At 57.2% G+C, this 17,175-nt stretch carries 15 protein-coding genes; 9 read left to right on the top strand and 6 right to left on the bottom strand.

Features of this window, described 5'->3' with window-relative positions; translation table 11 throughout:
• Nucleotides 1-5: 5 nt before the first annotated feature.
• On the bottom strand, nt 6-1,133 hold the full coding sequence (locus tag ACODR6_RS22350; RefSeq protein WP_112715965.1) for a BMP family ABC transporter substrate-binding protein: 1,128 nt from the start codon (nt 1,131-1,133) through the stop codon (nt 6-8).
• A 373-nt stretch (nt 1,134-1,506) separates the two neighbouring features.
• Between ACODR6_RS22350 and ACODR6_RS22345 the strand changes: the two genes are divergently transcribed.
• The 5 genes from ACODR6_RS22345 to ACODR6_RS22325 all read left to right on the top strand — a co-directional run bounded on the left by ACODR6_RS22345 (nt 1,507) and on the right by ACODR6_RS22325 (nt 7,323).
• On the top strand, nt 1,507-2,121 hold the full coding sequence (locus ACODR6_RS22345; protein ID WP_413709012.1) for a GntR family transcriptional regulator: 615 nt from the start codon (nt 1,507-1,509) through the stop codon (nt 2,119-2,121).
• Nucleotides 2,122-2,590: 469 nt separating this feature from the next.
• Nucleotides 2,591-3,277 (top strand): HAD-IA family hydrolase, encoded by a 687-nt coding sequence (locus ACODR6_RS22340; protein ID WP_112715969.1) that lies wholly within the window; start codon nt 2,591-2,593, stop codon nt 3,275-3,277.
• A gap of 205 nt (nt 3,278-3,482) precedes the next feature.
• Nucleotides 3,483-4,595 carry an NADH:flavin oxidoreductase/NADH oxidase gene (locus ACODR6_RS22335; protein ID WP_130279535.1) on the top strand — a complete coding sequence of 371 codons (1,113 nt, stop codon included), beginning with the start codon at nt 3,483-3,485 and terminating at the stop codon, nt 4,593-4,595.
• A 678-nt stretch (nt 4,596-5,273) separates the two neighbouring features.
• Nucleotides 5,274-5,507 carry a DUF2171 domain-containing protein gene (locus ACODR6_RS22330; protein WP_112716171.1) on the top strand — a complete coding sequence of 78 codons (234 nt, stop codon included), beginning with the start codon at nt 5,274-5,276 and terminating at the stop codon, nt 5,505-5,507.
• A 79-nt stretch (nt 5,508-5,586) separates the two neighbouring features.
• Nucleotides 5,587-7,323, top strand: a complete 1,737-nt coding sequence (locus tag ACODR6_RS22325; RefSeq protein WP_130279534.1) for an FAD/NAD(P)-binding protein — start codon at nt 5,587-5,589, stop codon at nt 7,321-7,323.
• Here ACODR6_RS22325 and ACODR6_RS22320 read toward each other — a convergent pair.
• From ACODR6_RS22320 to ACODR6_RS22310, 3 genes are all read right to left on the bottom strand, one after another.
• Nucleotides 7,239-7,976 carry an MOSC domain-containing protein gene (locus tag ACODR6_RS22320; protein ID WP_489024570.1) on the bottom strand — a complete coding sequence of 246 codons (738 nt, stop codon included), beginning with the start codon at nt 7,974-7,976 and terminating at the stop codon, nt 7,239-7,241. The genes ACODR6_RS22325 and ACODR6_RS22320 overlap by 85 nt on opposite strands.
• 381 nt (nt 7,977-8,357) lie before the next feature.
• Complete coding sequence (locus tag ACODR6_RS22315) at nt 8,358-9,713, bottom strand: pilus assembly protein TadG-related protein (protein WP_112715979.1); 1,356 nt, start codon at nt 9,711-9,713, stop codon at nt 8,358-8,360.
• Between the two features lie 493 nt (nt 9,714-10,206).
• Nucleotides 10,207-10,845: a L,D-transpeptidase gene (locus tag ACODR6_RS22310; protein ID WP_489024568.1), complete on the bottom strand. Its 639-nt coding sequence runs from the start codon at nt 10,843-10,845 to the stop codon at nt 10,207-10,209.
• 679 nt (nt 10,846-11,524) lie between these two features.
• On the opposite strand from ACODR6_RS22310, the gene ACODR6_RS22305 reads away from it, so the two are divergent.
• Nucleotides 11,525-11,785: a hypothetical protein gene (locus ACODR6_RS22305; RefSeq protein ID WP_203431594.1), complete on the top strand. Its 261-nt coding sequence runs from the start codon at nt 11,525-11,527 to the stop codon at nt 11,783-11,785.
• 921 nt (nt 11,786-12,706) lie between these two features.
• Here the strand turns inward: ACODR6_RS22305 and ACODR6_RS22300 are convergent.
• Nucleotides 12,707-13,117 carry a response regulator gene (locus ACODR6_RS22300; RefSeq protein ID WP_112715981.1) on the bottom strand — a complete coding sequence of 137 codons (411 nt, stop codon included), beginning with the start codon at nt 13,115-13,117 and terminating at the stop codon, nt 12,707-12,709.
• A 356-nt stretch (nt 13,118-13,473) separates the two neighbouring features.
• Here ACODR6_RS22300 and ACODR6_RS22295 point away from each other — a divergent pair, with 356 nt between their 5' ends.
• Complete coding sequence (locus ACODR6_RS22295; protein ID WP_112715985.1) at nt 13,474-13,692, top strand: hypothetical protein; 219 nt, start codon at nt 13,474-13,476, stop codon at nt 13,690-13,692.
• Nucleotides 13,693-13,935: 243 nt separating this feature from the next.
• Nucleotides 13,936-14,157: a hypothetical protein gene (locus ACODR6_RS22290; RefSeq protein WP_112715987.1), complete on the top strand. Its 222-nt coding sequence runs from the start codon at nt 13,936-13,938 to the stop codon at nt 14,155-14,157.
• A gap of 781 nt (nt 14,158-14,938) precedes the next feature.
• Here ACODR6_RS22290 and ACODR6_RS22285 read toward each other — a convergent pair.
• Complete coding sequence (locus ACODR6_RS22285) at nt 14,939-15,139, bottom strand: hypothetical protein (RefSeq protein ID WP_413708907.1); 201 nt, start codon at nt 15,137-15,139, stop codon at nt 14,939-14,941.
• A 1,611-nt stretch (nt 15,140-16,750) separates the two neighbouring features.
• Here ACODR6_RS22285 and ACODR6_RS22280 point away from each other — a divergent pair.
• The gene (locus ACODR6_RS22280; RefSeq protein ID WP_112715989.1) at nt 16,751-17,149 is read left to right on the top strand and encodes a DUF1236 domain-containing protein; all 399 of its coding nucleotides are present in this window, start codon (nt 16,751-16,753) and stop codon (nt 17,147-17,149) included.
• Nucleotides 17,150-17,175 lie beyond the last annotated feature (26 nt).

Genomic DNA, 17,175 nt, shown 5'->3' with positions numbered 1-17,175 from the left:
ATCCATCAGGCGGTGGATCCGACGACGCCCTCGACCAGATAATCCATGCTCTCGAGCTCGATCGCGTCCTCGGCGAAGCTCTTGCCGCCGGCGATCACCTCGTTGCCCTTGTTGTCTTTCATCGGGCCCTTGAAGACCGAGAAGCCGCCCTTCATGATTTCCGCATGCGTCGCTTCGAACGCCTTGCGGCCTGCCTCCGGCACTGCCGGTCCGAGCGGGCTCATCTTGACGAAGCCGTCCTTCAGGCCGCCGCGGACGAAGTTGGCGAGCTTTTCGCCGGCCTGGGCCTTCTTGACGAAGTCGGTGTAGACGTTGCCCCAGGCCCATTCGGCGCCGGTCAGGTATTTTTCAGGAGCCAGCGGGCTCTGGTTGGCGTGATAGCCGCAGACGAAGGCATTGCGGCCAGCCGCCGTCTCGACGACGACCTTCGGGCTATCGACATGGCAGGTGATGACGTCGGCGCCCTGATCGATCAGCGCGTTGGTCGCTTCCGCTTCCTTGACCGCCAGCGACCACTCGCCGGTGAAGATCACTTGGCAGGTGATAGTCGGATCGACGCTGCGGGCGCCGAGCAGGAAGGAATTGATGTTCTGGATGACCTGCGGGATTGGTTTGGCTGCGACGAAGCCGATCTTCTTGCTCTTCGTCGTATGGCCGGCGGCGATACCGTTCAGATACTGGCCCTGGCCGATATAGCCGAAATAGGAGCCGGTATTCTTCGGATGCTTGCCCTCCTGCCAGAGGCCGCCGCAATGGCGGAACTGGATATCCGGATATTTGGCGGCCATGGCCAGCATGTGCGGATCGAAATAGCCGAAGGAGGTCGGGAAGAGCAGCGTTGCGCCGTCGAGGTTGATCATCGATTCCATGGTCTTCTGAACGTCTACGGTCTCGGGGACGTTTTCTTCTTCGACGACGGTGACGCCGGGGATCGCCTTGACGACGGCGGCACCCTCGGCATGCGCCTGGTTGTAGCCGTAGTCATCCTTTGGGCCGACATAGATGAAACCAATGGTCAGAGCATTCTGGGCGAGCGAGCGTGACGCGGTGAGGCCGGTAACGGTTGCGGCGAAGGCGCCGGCAGCAGTAGCAGTCAGAAATTTGCGGCGGTTCATGGGAAGGAGGTCGGTCATTGCAGGCTCCTTGACGGCTGGGCCGATAAAAAGGGTTACGAAAAAGTGTATGCAATGGCCGTGCCAGTTCCTAAGTCATTGAAAAGAGGAGTTGAAAATCGACATTCAGCCGCACCTGATAAAAGTGTATGCACTTTCGTTCCATAAAATGATGATTTTATAATCAAAACAGGTTCCATGGTGAAAATTACGCCTTCTGCGTAACGTCTTTCGAACTTCGATTCGTGGACGAGTTTTTAAATCCCTGAATTATCTAGATATTTGACTATCTCGTAAATCTGTATCATCTGTATGCAGATTGCTGAGAGAAGGCAGGGCGTTGCCGCGGATACGAAAAAGAGAGGTCATTAGAGCCGGTAACACCGTCGAACAGATGGTGAGGGCAGTTGCCGATCTGATTGTGACGGGAGAACTGCTACCGGGCGAAAAGCTCGATGAGGGCTCGCTAGCCGACCGCTTTGCCGTCTCCCGCACACCGGTGCGCGAGGCTTTGCGCGAACTCGGGGCGATGGGGCTGGTTGCCCGCGAGCCCAACCGCAGCGCAGTTGTTGCAAATGTTTCCGGGCACTATCTTCATTCGATGTTCGAGGCGATGGCTGAGCTCGAGCGAATATGCGCCCGGCTTTGTGCCGAGCGTATGAGCGTTGACGAGCGCAGATTGCTCGAGCGCCAACACGAGGGTTCAAAGGTGTTGGTGCATCAGTTTAACGTGGATGAATACGCCGCGCATAACGCCGAATTCCACACCCGCCTCTATCGCGGAGCGCGCAACGATCATATCTTCGAGCTAGCGACTGCAACTCGTGCCAGACTTGCACCTTTTCGCAGCGCCCAGTTCCGCCTGCCTGACCGTTTGGCAAGATCATTTCAAGAGCACGATCTTATCGTCCAGGCAATCCTGAGAGCGGATGGAGCGGCGGCTGGCGATTATGCTTTCCAGCACGTTGAATTGGTCAGTAGCGCAAGCAGCGTCTTCGCAAGGGGCTGATATGTCGATGATGCGTTCTTTTTAGAATGGGTCACGCTGCAACCAGTCCGGTCCAAACAATCCGATAATGCTCTGACGAGCTCACCCCTCGGGTCGGAAGCGAGAGCGCATCAATGCTCCCGGGTCTAGATATCGGGTGAACTGATTGAGGGGACGACACGCGTCCGTCGTCTGCGGTTATCGTAGATAACAAAGCTGCCGAAGCACCGCGTGGACCTCGCGTCCAGGTCCATAATCTTCACGAACCATTGACGGGAGGCCCCTCAAAAACGTGATCAGTGCGATCATCGCGATGCCCCAGAAATAGGCCGCCGTTGATAGAGCGGCCGTGCGCGTGAGATCTCACCAGTGGATGGCTGGATGTCAGAAAAGGTCAGGTCACATCCTTGACTGTAGAAGGCGGTACCACACGTGTTTCACGCGGTTGGCTGCCGCGAGTCCGAAACACGAACTGCGGGAAGAGCTATTCATGATCTCTGTTTTCACAAAGCCATTTGCCGGCTTCCTTTTCGATATGGACGGCACGATCATCAACTCAGCAGCTTCAACTGATCGGGTTTGGGGCAGGTGGGCCGTTCGTCACGGATTAGATCCACATGAGCTTCTTGCGAAAATGCACGGATCGAGGTCGGTTGATACGATCCGGCGATTGAACCTGCCGGGGGTAGATCCCGAACGGGAAGCCGCGGCAATTGAAGCCGAGGAAGCTGATGACATCGAGGACGTGGTTGCCATTCCCGGCGCTCAGACATTCTTAAACAGTCTGCCGGCGCGACGGTGGGCACTGGTGACATCGTCTTCGAAGAAGCTTGTGCTGCGTCGACTGGAGGCTGCACAACTTCCTGTACCTGAGTTTCTCGTAACGGCTGAGGAAGTCGTGCATGGGAAGCCCGATCCCGAAGCCTATCTTCTCGGCGCCGAGAAGCTGGGTGTCAATGCAAGAGATTGCCTGATCTTTGAGGATACGATGCCGGGTCTGAACGCTGGCGAAGCTGCTGGGGGCAACATCCTGTTGATCAGCGCCGTTCATAATCCTCCCCTGGCAAGCGAACACGAGGCGGTCGACGACTTTCGGCAACTGAGAGCGGTTCCTTCCAACGACGGCGCTGTGCTTCGAATCGAAAAAATCACAGGCAGCAGTATTGCCGGTGGGTAAACGTTTGATGGCGGCCAGGCGCTCGACGCTGTCTCATCCGGTGCTCTGGTGTCGTTTTAAATCATGATGATCGCGCCTGACGTGCCGCGACGAAAACCCTTCTTGATCTCCTTTCAAATGGCACGGTGTCAGGCGTGTTGCGTATGAGATACACTTGCAAGCGGCTGTCACCAGCGTCATAGCTGTGCGTCGTAGAGGAGCCCACATGTCAAAGACAAGACTGTTCTCGCCTATCCGTATCGGGTCGCTCAACATGCGAAACCGCATCGTCATCGCGCCTATGTGCCAGTACTCGGCTGCCGACGGCGAAATGACTGACTGGCATCACATTCACCTTGGCCATCTCGCACTCTCGGGCGCGGGCATTCTTACGATCGAGGCGACAGCAGTCTTACCAGAGGGTCGGATAACCTACGGTGACGTCGGCCTATATTCCGATGGCTGTCAGGCCGCGATGGATCGTGTGCTGACCAGTGTCAGACGGTGGTCCAACATGCCTGTTGCGATCCAACTCGGCCATGCTGGCCGCAAGGCCTCGACTGAGAAGCCATGGCTTGGTGGCCATCAGCTGAGCCCAGGCGAAAAGAACGGCTGGAAGACCGCCGCTCCTAGCGCTGTTGCGTTCAAGCCTGAATACGATCCGCCTCAACAACTCGATAGAGACGGACTTAAGCGGGTGCGAGGTGCTTTTGCAGACGCCGCAAGACGTGCTGCCGCTCTCGGGATCGACGCTGTGCAGATCCATGGCGCACATGGCTATCTGCTGCATCAGTTCCTGTCACCACTGTCAAACAAACGCACCGACGAGTACGGCGGCTCGCTTGAGAACCGCATGCGGTTTCCCCTGGAAGTTTTCGATGTGGTCAGAGAGGCTTTCCCTTCCGACAAGCCTGTGACGATGCGCGTGTCGGCGACCGACTGGGCACAGGGGGGGTGGGACAACGCTCAGACCGTCGTTTTCGCCGAGGCGCTGGAGGGGAGAGGGTGCTCGGCAATCCATGTTTCGACCGGCGGGCTCTCGGCTCACCAGCAGATTTCAATCGGTCCAAGCTACCAGGTACCTTTCGCGCGCACCGTCAAACACGCAGTCAAGATACCTGTGATCGCTGTCGGTCTCATTACTGACTTCGAACAGGCGGAAGCCATATTGACAACGGGGGATGCTGATCTCATTGCGATCGCGAGAGCGATCCTCTACGATCCGCGCTGGCCGTGGCACGCTGCCGCGCATTTCGGGGAAACCGTTGATGCGCCCGAACAATATCTTCGCAGCCAGCCTCGTCAGTTCAAGGACCTGTTCGGTACGCCGGCGGGATGATTGCCGTAGGGTATTGCCACTCAGACCTTCGATGAGACCTCGCGGCAACCGAACTAACGCTTCTCCGGTCCCCGCCGTCCCCGCCAGCTGCAAATGTTTTCCCAAGCCAAGGCGATACCGGCTAGCAATAGGAAAACGGTCGGAATAGCGACTATCGGAATGGTCCAGACGCTGAGAGCACCGGTCAACCACCATAGCATCCATACTGCGTCAACCATCAAAAACAAGGCGACAAGAAATGAGATCGCTCTACGCATCACGCCCCATCTGACCATTTACATGAAAGTAGAACTTGGACGGCCTCCATGGGTTCCGGCCTGCGGGCATTGTCTCGGCTGCGATGCTGCGCAGCCAGGATCACGCGGGTGGCTATCGCGCCTGCGTGGGATCTGGCGTCAGCCGAAACGTTCGCCTGTCAAGCGCCCCGCTGTCGGCGGCACCCCGCACGGCGCCAATATTTCAAATTCAGTACCGATGAGGCTCCCTCGAAGCCGATCCGGTGGATCTTCCCTTATCGGTCGCTGCAGTTCAGGAATACAGAAAACCTCGCGCGGGCCTATGACGAGGCAGCGTATTTGGAGACCGTCATATTCCCATTCTCATGTGAACCCTCGCATTGATGACAATGGAACATCATCATCATCTACACGTTCCTCGCCGCCAGCAAAGGAGCAAATGATGATACGAGCAGAACAGATTACCGAGCACATGGAAGTCATCTCTCAGGACGGAGCGCATGTCGGCACGGTCGACCACATGGACGGCGACAGCCGCATCAAGCTTACCAAGACCGACTCCGACGATGGAAAACATCATTTCGTTTCCTTGGAATGGGTGGATCATGTCGATGAGCATGTGCACCTCTCCAAGAGCGAAGCTGATGTTCGCAGCGCATGGTCCGTCGAGGACTGACGACCTGCAACGCTTGACGTGAAACAAACCCATGGGGCCGGGCCGTCCGGCTCCTCCTTCAAGCAGCTACGGGAACAGCATGGCAAGGATCGCGATCATCGGCTCGGGACCGACGGGGATCTATACTCTCAAGGGGCTCATCTCGCACCCGGCTGGACTTTCGATCACCGTCTTCGAGGAAAGTCCGGACCCCGGTAAAGGCACTCCTTACCATCCAGCCGTCAACGACAAGGCTATGTTGGCGAATATAGCGAGCATCGAGATTCCGCCGATCATTGACAGCCTCGTAGGCTGGCTCAGATCGCGGTCCAACGAGGAGCTACAGAATCTCGGCATAGCACGCGACGCGATCGGCGAGCGCGAGTTCTATCCCCGCATCGTTCTTGGTGACTACTTTGCTGCGCAGTTTTGGGAGCTGGTCAGGCGTGGCCATGCGGCGGGTCACACGATTGACGTCCGGGGAAGCTGCCGGATCGCCGACATCGCATTGAATGCGCATGATCTAACAGTCACGGCAACAAGCAGCGAGAATTCGCCTTGCCGGTTGAGCTTCGATCATGTTGTGATGGCAACAGGTCATGACTGGCCGCAGGATACGGAAACATCTCCGGGCTATTTTGCCTCTCCATGGCCCGCAGCTGCTATCAAGCGGATCAAGGCCGTCAAGGTCGGCGTTCTTGGAACGTCCCTCAGTGGCATTGACGCCGTGGTTTCGGTGGCGACGGCGCACGGGGTGTTCCTACGGGACGATATGGGGGCGCTGCTGTACCAGCCTTTGCAAGGTCGCGAGGACTTGCACATCACGATGATGTCGAGGAAGGGACTGCTTCCTGAGGCCGATTTCTACTGCCCTATCCCTTACGAGCCATTGGCTATATGTACACCGATGGCGGTCGAGCAGGCAGTACACGATGAACCGGACAGGCTTCTGGACGCTGTGTTCGATCTCTTCAAGCAGGAGCTTGCCCGTGCGGATCCTGATTTTGCTGCACGCATTGGACTGGCCCTTGCGACGGTAGAAGATATTTCCGATCGATACTTCCGCGAACGGACAGCCAGCGACCAGTTCGTATGGGCCGGCCGTGTTCTCGCACAGGCCAAACGGGATAAGATCGAGCGCAACACGGTTCCTTGGCGCTACGCTATCCTGCGCATGCATGAGGTCATTGCACGAGCCGTGCCGCACTTCAGCAACGGCGACCTGGGACGCTTCCATAAATATTTCAAAACGGTCTTCGTCGACGATTATGCGACGGTTCCACATGAATCCATTGAGCGGCTCTTGGCGTTGCACAATGCCGGGAAGCTAGAGGTGATGGCAACGGGTTCTGATTACACGATCGAAAAGACCGACGGTCAGCCGGGAGTCGAGCTGACTATCGCTGCTTCCTCGCCCATCCGTTTCGCGGCCTTCATTGACGCCACCGGGCAACATCCTCTCTCCGCAAAGGACATTCCGTTCGAGAGCCTCCGACGCCAGGACGTCATCCGGCAGGCTCAGACACCGACCAATAGCCTGGGTGGCGACGGGTGCGATCTCAGGCCCACAGGGGGGATCGACGTCGATGAAAGCTTCCGGCCGAAGTTCGAAGCGAACTTGACAAACCAGCTCTACTGCGTATCGGTGCCTTTCCTGTTGCACAAGCTGCCATTCGTCCAGGGCATAACATCTGCAAGCGATATGGGCGAGATCGTTTCTGAATCGATCAGGAGCGCGCTCGGGAAAGTTAGTCAGTTACTGCCATTCCCGGTTTCGACTGAAAGGCTAAATCGATCGCCTACACCGACGACGCCCACCGAGGATACGGTTGCATAGACGCCGAATGCTCGATGCCGCTTTCTGACGATGGTACGAAGCACCTCGGCATCCTCGTCAATTCCTTGTTGGGCGATCATGGTCATGCCGCAACGCTTGGCAACCTCCTTCACCAGCCCGCCGCCCCCAACGCCGACGTGGAACGATTGCCCTACCCAGCCCTGGTCATTGCTTTCAGTGCTGATCACCAGATTGGGCCGGAAGCGGCGTGTGTCGACAAAGCTTTTACCAAGTTCGAGCGATAAAGCGCGTAGGGATGATGTCGTTATGAGGTGAAGCGGGGTGACGTCGTACCTTGGTTTGAGGCAGACCGTCGACCCATTGGTGAGAGACACCATGGTTCCGGCAGCTCGTATGCCGCACCGGAAGCCCATGTGCTCGCTTACCAGTCTATCGAGTTCGCTTCCATGACTGGCCTCGTGCTTTCCAACTGAGACAACCACTGATGTACCTTCAATGCGTGCTGCCATCAGCAAAGCCTTGCGCCAACGAAGGTCGCTTTCGGGAGAGGCGACTTGACCGTTATCGAGGTCAACGAGCAGATGCGTCCTGTCCCCGGCTATGCCCGAGAGGCACATTTCGCCCGAGGTGAGCTTCTCGCCGCCCAAGCTCGATACCGGATATCTCCAAACTTCTATAACATGGCCAGCCATCAAACCTCTCGCATTTTCGCAGCAACCCATGCCGAGAGCTGCTACGACAAATGCGGACCAGGATAGTTCGTTCCTGCAGTGGCTTTCAAAATGTCCAAAACGTGTCGCAACGGTTGGCGCGCCGGCCTTTGGTGAGCCATGCAAGGCCATGGCGATGCGCACTATTCCGTTACGTTCCTTCTCGCCCTCATGCGGCCGGAAATGACAGCGGCGGCTCCTGTCATCGAACTCTGGTGATCCAATTGCTAAAGCATCGGTCGCTCTACTCAACCGCTGGACACCCAAACGTTCACGGATGCCACGGCATCCCGGATGAAGCCGTTGAACGCTTAATGGCCTGGCCCGACAAGATTGCTGCGAGGCCGCGTGATCTGCGGCGCACTACATTGTTAGCCGCGGCGTGATGATCTGCCCGGCGATTGTCTTGAACACGTCCACCAGCTTGGCGGAATCTTCCATCGCATAGGCTTTCGAACTGTCGGAGGCGCAAGACGCGAGGCCAGCGGCTGTCGGGCCCGTGACGCCGACGGCCACCGTAAAGATCGTGATGCCGGCCGCCTTCGCATTTGTGCAGACGCTGGACATCAACGCATTGGCCTTTGCGGCGTCGGTCCCTGTGTGCTGAAGGTAGTTCGACTTGTTAGGAGACAAAGTGTTGGCGCCATCGGTCATTAAGACAATGAATTTGCTGAGGCCATTACCCTTTGGAAGAGCTTCCTCCATGGGCATTTGCGAAGACAGGGTGTTCCAACCCCACAGGATGCCCGCAGGAATATAGGTCTCGTCCTTAGCAGCCATCTTAGATATCGCCATGCGTAACGAAGTATAGTTGTTGGTCAGCGGCATGACGACCGACCCGCAGGTGGTATTCTGCAGCCCAGTATATTTGGTCGCCGGTTGAACGTCGTTGACGTCGAGCGGACTTGGCCGCGAACCGACGCAGCCGTTCCAGGTATAGTTGAAAGTTTTATCGGAGCAGGTGGTGACGGGCTCGTCATATGTATAGCTGTCGCATTGCTCCTTCTGCCCCGTCGTGGTCACGCCGTCATTCGTAGTGGTGGTCGGAACCATTTTGCAGCCCGACTTGGACAGGAGTTTTTTCGAGGTAGTGCAGGTATTTCTGACCTCAGACGTATCATTAGGTACACTAAGCCAAGGCTGCCCCCGGTTTTCTGTCCCGACGTTAACGTATCGTGAGAACGGCACCAGCGAGAAGCGAGCATTCACATTCGATGCCGTCTCGAAAACCTTAAGCAAGGAGTTCGCTGCCGCCTTCAGATCTGTCAGCTTTTGACCAGACATCGATCCGGTATTGTCGAGCACCATCGAAACCTCGATCTTCTGATAGCCGGAGCGCACTGATTGCGCAGAAACGGCGACCTCGAGGTTGTCTTGGAACAGGATCTGACCGATCGTCAGCGGAACACGGGTCCTGGCGTTCAGGGTAATGTAGTTGGACGCCGAGACCTGGAGATCGTCGACACTGGCAGACTTGGCTAGATCGCCGCTCAGATTGGCAATGAAAACACGGGTTGCTTCTATTTTCATGTTGTCGACCGACGTCGACGGCATTGATGCCGCAGCGAGGACGGCGGCATCCGCTGCAGCTTGCAAATCGGCCTTTCGTGACAGGGCCATGGAGAAGTCAGTCGCCATCCCAGCGGCCCCAATCAGTGGCACGGCGACGATTGCGGTCATAACCGCGAAATTACCTGACTTATCTTTCCAGATCGACATCGTTCACCCCGCAGTTCGAGGTGGTTCAAATTGAAGTGAAAGCGTTTAGCATTTGTTAAGAAGAGATCCGGGTGATCCCGAATGAACGCGAGGAATGGCCGGCCAAGGCGCGCCGACGGAGCGACGCCAGTCGGCGATAACGTCTCCTTGGGCCAGACGGCTAGGACAAAGCAGCCGGTCCAGGAAAGAATGCACCAGTACCAGTTGGTTCGGACGGCGCGTCTGGGGCAGGCGCAAAAGCAAATGGCCCGGGCGCCGGGTGGGGGAGCCGGTCCAGGTCGTCATAGCGTCCCGGGCGGCAAAAGCTCTAGCGGTGGCGGCGGCAAGGGTTCCTGCGATGGGGATGCTGTGAAGGGCCCCGGCAGCCATTTGGCTGGAGTTTGTAATGTGCAAGAAAAGCGAGGGTCACCGTTTCAAACGGTGCTGCTGCACAGCCTTTTTGACCGGCGAGGGTCAGTTACTATGAAGTGGGCGGATGGTGAGGGGCAGGACGCTATCGCACAATGATCTTTGTTCCGGTCTGGACCAGCTCGTACAGCTCCTCCACGTCCTGCCGGTACATCCGAAAGCAGCCACTTGAAGCCTTTGTGCCGATCGAGGACGGATCGTTGGTCCCGTGAATGCGCAACAGACCATCGGCAAGGTAGATCGCGCGCGTTCCCAGCGGGTTTTGGGGGCCAGGGGCGACGACCGCGGGCAGCCGCGGGTTTTTTTCCCGCATGCTTGCGGTCGGTCGCCATTCCGGATGTTCGCGCTTGGCGACCACCCGCGTCGTTCCAAACCACTGTTTTCCCTCCCGTCCGACGGCGATCGGGTAGACGAATTGCTGTCCCTGCGACGTCGTGTAAGTCAGCGTTCTGCGGCGTGTTGAGATTTCGATGGTGCCGCGGCCGATATTGATCGACGGCCGTTGACGCTCCAGCTCTGGCGCCCGATAGCGCGGTTCCCGATACCCGGGTTCAAGATAGCGCTGGTCGTTCTCATCGTAGGGAGGCGGCGGATACGGACTGTACGGGTCGTCGTAGCCATACCCGTCATAATCTCCGTAATCCTGCTGAGGGGGGTAAAACTGCGCATTGGCGTTTCCCGCGAAGAGCGCGCTGCACAAGGCAAAGACGACCATCGATTTCATGTAGAGCCACCGAACGTTTTTCATCGATTGGACCGAATTCTGTGGCAGCACTATGACGACGACTACGCAGTGCGAGCTTTCGAGATGTTGATCCGACCGAGACTGTCTGCATCCTCGGTCTCGAAGGAAATCCGGCGGGCTCGCGAAGTCTCTGCAAGCGCCCAGATTTGCCGTCCCTTTTTAGGGCGAGTTTCAGGAAAGGTGCAAAGAGTAGTGCTAAGTGTTCGTTAATGCCCGCGCTCGAGACACCACGGCTCTGCCTCATCGTCGTCGCCAAAATGTTCGTTTGGAAAAAGCCGACGCTTGCGCATCGCAAGGCGTTTACTCAGCCGATCGGTGGCCGCAGCGGTCTCTTGACCGGCTGATCCTCGTGCACTGCCCGGAGTGATCTCCGTTTTCGGACGTCAGTTAAGCGAGCTGGGTCGACCTTTCTATGCCAGCCGACAGCGGCGCGGATCGAGGCCGCGCTTTAGGCGTCCCAATCAACATCGGAACAACGCCGTTGGATGCAGGTTAGGTTAATGAGCGTTGCGTTTTCCTAACTCAGGATGCGCAGCATGGTAAGTCACGGCAGCTCGCAAGGTCAGAACGTCAACGCTGGCTTGTCGGATTTTCAGGCTCTTACGCTCATGCGCGCAACGACTAATCAGCGGCGTCCATGACGCTGAGGCAGGGAAAGATGCAACGATTTTACCGTGTGGACAGTCAAACAGCACAAGCTTATCCGGGGCATCTCATCGTCGTCTGGGGCGACGTTGAAAGGATAGTTGGTGAAGTGGTTCCTATGGGTCATACTTCCCGCGGCCAAACGGAACCCCTTGAAGCTGCAATCCATAACGCCCTCCTTATAAAACAGCGTGACGCGCTGCCCATTGCGGTGCGAGATGATTTGGGGCTGTGGCCGCCGAGGCTCGGTCAGTTGGTTGTTTGGGATCCATGAGAGTATTGAGAGATCAAGTTAATGATCGCTGTTATAGCTTTCACGCCTGACATTGCCGCGCTTAGCGCTGCCACATCGGCCGCCCTTAGGAAGCCGGCTGCATCAAGATGCGGTGGCAATGTTTCATGGCGTGGTAGGGTGCATGCTGACTCGCTCGCTTTTCACCTCAGGCGGCCAATCTGAGCCATGCAGAAGGGGTGGATGAGCGAGTCATTTCGATCAATACTCTTATTGTCGAGGCTGCTTACTTTTTGCCGCCTGCATCGCCATTCGTATAAGGTACTCAATGAGCTTCTCGCCGTCGCCGCGGACTGCCTTGCACAGACTTCGATTTAGCTGATTTGCCATTTATTCCTCGTGCTCGCAGGCTCGGGAGACGCCACTTTAGCCAGGTGCGGCCTAAAAGGCATGGGCATGCTTTCGCCGCCGGCAGCCAACTTAGGGCACTTTGCTGTCCGTTTCGGCTTAGCCCATCATGGATGTGCCGGGCAATGATCAGTCCGCTGTCTGCTCGTCATCGGCTCAACTCCCCGAGGATTGAGTTCAACTCCCCCTGTCCGGCGATGGAGATGGCTCTCGGCCCAAACCGGAAGCCCTGTAAAAGCGGCGGTAGCAACGCAAGGCGCCTCAGGCGATGTCGAACGACGTTCGGGAGCGTTCAACGGCGGCCCGCTTTGTCGGTAACGGATTTCACCGACAGCAAAGGGAAGCGAAAGCTAACTTTAAAGCTTTCCACGAGGCGCGCGACAGCGGCCAAGGACTATCTACAACATTTCGCCCGGGGTTGGGGCGCCCGCATGGAAAATTTAGGGGCAGACAAAAGAACCGGCGGGTGGCAATTTCCGTACATTCGGCAGAGTGAGAGGTTTGATCGGCCCGGCGACGAACTCCTGGCTCTGCTCTGGCCGGATAGCGGCGCCGTCACGCGAACCCGACGAGAGAAGGGGGCGGCACTAGGCTCTCTCCGCTCCGTCTGGCGGCAGCGTAATCGAGCGCGGCCACGACCTCTGCACCAGAGAGCGGTTTTGCCACCACACCGACTGCACCGGGAAATCCCTTCGAAACGATTTCTGGTGACGCCGTCGCGAATAGCACCGTGACATTCCAGCGCTCTGAGAGCATTTTGCCGATCGCCGTTCCGTCTTCCTCATCAAGATGAATGTCGACTATCGCGACATCGACATGTTCCGCCAGTCGAGCCGCCTCAATGGCATTTCGGGCATGTCCGCAAACCTCGTAACCTCCTGCCATCGCCGCCTCCTCGATGGTCATAGCCATCTCAAGGTCGTCCTCGACGATCAGAACCTTGATAGGTCCTCTAACAGGCTCCATGGCATCACCTCGGTTCTAAGCCCAATGCCATCATTCACGACATCGCAACAACGAGCATGACAGCTCCGACCAAGAGGACGACAAATAACGTGACGATTGTCCAAAAAGCGAGCCGGAAGCCCTTGGAGAATTGGATACTTTTCCAATCCGTCTTCGGGGAGGGGCTGGTTCCCAGAGAAGTGTCGGTGTGCAGGTATCGGGACATAGCGTTCGGTTCCAGTTGGCGCATGGTGAACGGGCGGTAACCGCGAATGTTCCTCTCCCGACTGGTCACGGCTGCGAATGCCTGAATTGGGTAGTTGCTTATACGCCGACAGGCGTTACGCTTACGAAGGCCCAGCATAGAGGTATTGCATATGGATGCTCTCTCCAGGAAAACGGTCGGTATCGAAGACAGTAAGATATTGGTGACGATCCTCGATCAGTGGTGTGCTGCAAATCCGGCAGCGTCGGGAGGTAGCGAAGCGCGAGCAAAAGCTGAGGAACTTGTAGACTGGTTCGAATTCGGGATTTCGGATGCGAATGAATTGGTTGATCTGATCCATCGAAAGCATTGGCAGGTTTCGACAATTTAAGAATAGCTCACGTAAGCATCTCCGATGATTTTTCGACGACGGGATGCCAAAACGACAGGCTCTTGAATCGTCTCGTTCCCGGGTTGCGAGTGTCGATAAGGAACATTCCTGGGACAGTCGACACGGCAGGGGATGACGGGCGGCGTCCTATCAATTTGTCGTCCACGTCGGCCCGGGAAACTGGCCGCAGCGGTCTCGGTAGAGTGCAAGCAAACCGTAACGCCTTCCTGCTAGCGTTTTAGAATGGAAACCCAAATCATCAAGTTCGGCCTCAGCACGCCCACTCTCGTCATCATTCAGGACGAAATGCCGAAATCGCGGGTTATCAACCTCCTGATTGATCACGTCGTCGACGACGAGGACGCGAGGGCAGCCATCGAGCTCGTCTGCGGCTCTCCCGCGGGCCGTTATGATGGCAATGGATGGTCCTTCTGGTTTGCAATGAAGGACGCGATCTTACACTGACAGCGCAACGTGTCTTCCTTCGCGGTTCGAGCGAAAGCCATTGGTTCTCATGCCCCGACTGCTATGACATGCATCAGAAGCTTTCCAGCCCGGACTCGCCAATGCCAAGATTGCGCGCCGAGCTCATATGGTTTTGAACGTAATGCGAGATGACGCCAGCCCCCGCTTGGCTGCGAAGATGGGTTGCGAACCCACTCATTTGAGGATGAGACGGCCGTTTCATTGTGTCCGACAAGCACGGACGGCAACTCCTGCGATATTGGCGAGCGGTGTAAAGCTGTGCACTTCGTCGTGAGTAGCGCAATCTCCTGTGAAAACATTGCCGTAGAGAGAAAAGTGATAGAGGCCTCCCGTTAACAGGGCCAGATCCCGGTCTGGCCTTCATTTCTGTTGAAACGAAGAGTGCCCACTGATGGCCAATCGGAGGGATCGCCTCCGTAGGCAGAAATATATGCGACAACCCAGTTGCTTTGCACGCTTTACCTGGTCAACGAGCGCTTTTACGCTGACTGCCTGGCGCCAGCCCTATCCAACTGTAAGTGTTTGGCATGGTTCGCATCACGATCGCCGGCGTTTGCCGCAATGACGGTCATGTTGGAGGCATCCGGGGCCTGGTCTGAGCGCCGGCCCGCTAACAGAAGGGCGTTGAATGGACACAGGCAATAAATAGAGGTTACAATCGCGGCGGCCAGCTGTACGCCAGTGCGCAGGATGCGACATTTCGACAACGGCCCTTCGGACCGTCGTGAAACCTGCCTTTGAGCACGCCACTCAGGACCGCCTATCCTTCGTTTCCATCGCTGATGAAGTTCGTATCACTACCGTCGGGTGCCGGATTTGCAATGTCTGTGACAGAGACGGGAACTTCTTGCCGCCGCTTTTGCCGACGGACCTCCGCCGTTGAAGATACAGGGTCGGTTATAGAAGGTTGCGCCTGAACTTGGTCCGGTAGTTCCGTGGCATTGCTATCGGTGCGGATCATAATTTCCTCCTAGTTTTGTTTAAACCCGCACGAGTGCTTCCAGTTCCCAAGCGCCACCGGCCTAAGATGCGGAGTAGAACTAAAAACTAATTGCACATCAAAACGCCCGGGCTGCTTCGGCCAAGGGAAGCTGTTGAGCGCCGGGGGGAAAATGATCAGGCACTGCTGGATCAACGTCGGCCTGGACGTCATACCTGCGACCTACTCCTGCAAGATGATGCCCATCTCGTTCGTATTATCAGCCGATACGATAGGAAGGGTTTGAATCTTATACCGGTCCGAGCCGGTGCGCGGTAAACCGATCAGGCCACCGTCACGAAATCGTGGCTCAGCTTTTGGATCAGGTCCAGGGGGCTCGTATAAGATAGAATTTCAACGTGGTTCAGGTTTGTCGCAGTTTCAAAATTGGAAAGACCGGGTCGGTATATGAGGCTCACCGGGTTGTCGTCCGAACCTCGACACGCACTGTCGGACGAGAAACTTGCTAGTGTTCTGCCGGCTTAGCTCACGGTGAGCGCAATGACCTTAATATTTCGTCTGAGGCGAGAAGATTGTCGGATATCTGAGCGAAGCGTCGGTAAGGGCGCGCGGCTGGACGCTAGCTGATGCGAGAAGAGGGCTCACGCTGCGATCCGCCCAGCAAAGGATGCCTGAGGCGGAGGACGGATAACGGAAACTCGTGCATAAAACCGAGCCTAATTCCCTGGCCGCTGGGCGAGCTCGACATCTTGTGCTGCAGCAACGCTGATTACGACTAGTCCTTCTGATTTCACCGTGCGCCGGAACTTGGGACCATGCGCTGCGTTCGGCGCGTGAGGAGAGCAAACATGTCTGTTCCAAACGAACCTATCGTCCCGCCACAATCGCCATCACCGATCGACAGACCTCCGCAGGATCCTGATTGTGTTCCCGCAGACGAACCCGTCCGCGATCCGGATCCCGACGAGCCAGCCAGCCCGTTCAGTCACACCACATCGCATTGCCCGACTTGGGGCCTGATCTGCAGGGGCGTTCGCCTGCAGCCGGAAGATTTCCGGCAAACGGCTTGAGTTGCAGAGCCAAATCTGGCGTTGGATTGAACGGCCGCGCGGTGGTCTGGCCAGTGTGAATTGTCTGGGCTGTGAAGCGGTGCGGCAGTGACGCCGCCACACCAGCCGCGGGGGTGGGCGTTCCGCCGCACGTTTGTCCTGACAGATACACCCATAGAGGGTGCTGCCTCGAAGCTGCAGATCTTTTAATGTCGTTTAGACACCGCATGCGCCCGAACCCGAAAAGAGTGCGATTGCGATTGACAGGCACGATGCCATGCTTCGGACAGCTCGGTCGTTAAAGCCGATGACCGCGACAGGGGCGACCTCGGATGCCCCTAAGCGCGTGCGGAAACTCCAGAGATATGTTGTTCGGCCAAAGCCCAAGCAGCTTCAACCTGATCAGGGACCGTAGCCCCTGCTGTTAAACCAGTAGGATCCAGTCTTCAGCTGGCGACTTTTTGGTCCGGCGGTGCATTCGAGTGGCTTCATCTCGGACCAAGGTCGGGGGTAGGGAACAGCTAATCGCCTCGCTCGTTCTTCGGCAGCGGTCAGATCAGACCGCGTCCAAGGAGAGGTAAAAATGCTCACGAAAATCTCGATAGCCGCCACCCTGTCCGCAGCGCTCCTGTCAGGCACAGCATTCGCTCAGTCGTCGACCGTCAATGGAGCCGCTGGCGGAGCGGTCACCGGCGCGATCGTCGGCGGCCCGGTCGGCGCAGCCGTGGGTGGCGTTGCAGGCGCCGTGGTCGGCACGGTCATCGATCCGCCGCCGCAGAAGGTGGTGACCTATGTCCAGGAAGCTCCGGCTCCGACCACGCGGGTCGTCGTAAAGGAGAAGGTCGTGGTAGGTCAGCCGCTTCCTGAAACAGTCGTCGTCACGCCCGTGCCGGACAATCCGACCTATTCCTACGCGATCGTTAACGACGAACGGGTCATCGTCGAACCATCTTCGCGAAAAGTTGTCCAGATCATCAATTGACGTTCGGCGGGGGGGGGGGGGGGGGG

This window comes from Rhizobium sp. FG96 (assembly GCF_057808655.1).
This window is presented reverse-complemented; position numbering and strand designations above follow the sequence as displayed.